The sequence below is a fragment of the Tritonibacter sp. SIMBA_163 genome, from assembly GCF_046535935.1.
Lineage (GTDB): Bacteria > Pseudomonadota > Alphaproteobacteria > Rhodobacterales > Rhodobacteraceae > Epibacterium > Epibacterium scottomollicae.
This window is the reverse complement of the sequence record NZ_JAWJBP010000635.1, coordinates 1-263: the sequence shown is the minus strand read 5'-3', so window position 1 is coordinate 263 and position 263 is coordinate 1. Positions and strand designations below refer to the sequence as shown.

Sequence of the window (263 nt, the reverse complement as noted above, 5' to 3'; positions counted from 1 at the left end):
CGGGTCCGCGACCGGGTCGCGCTCGCGGTGCGCCTGCGCCTCGAGCAGAACGAGCAGCACCAGGAAGCGCTGCGCCGCGCGCTGTCCTACCTCGCCATGCCGCAGAACGCCGGTCTCTCACTGAAGCTGCTCTACCGCACGGTCGATGCCATCTGGATCGCCGCCGGCGACGCTTCCAGCGACTATTACTTCTACAGCAAGCGGGCGCTGCTCGCCGGGGTCTATTCCTCCACACTGCTGTACTGGCTGGAGGATCGCTCGCC

The 263-nt window shown here is 67.7% G+C and carries 1 protein-coding gene; it reads left to right on the top strand.

From position 1 onward, the window contains the following. A partial coding sequence (locus R0J92_RS23850) for a COQ9 family protein (RefSeq protein WP_411053500.1) occupies positions 1 to 263 on the top strand: 263 nt, incomplete at both ends.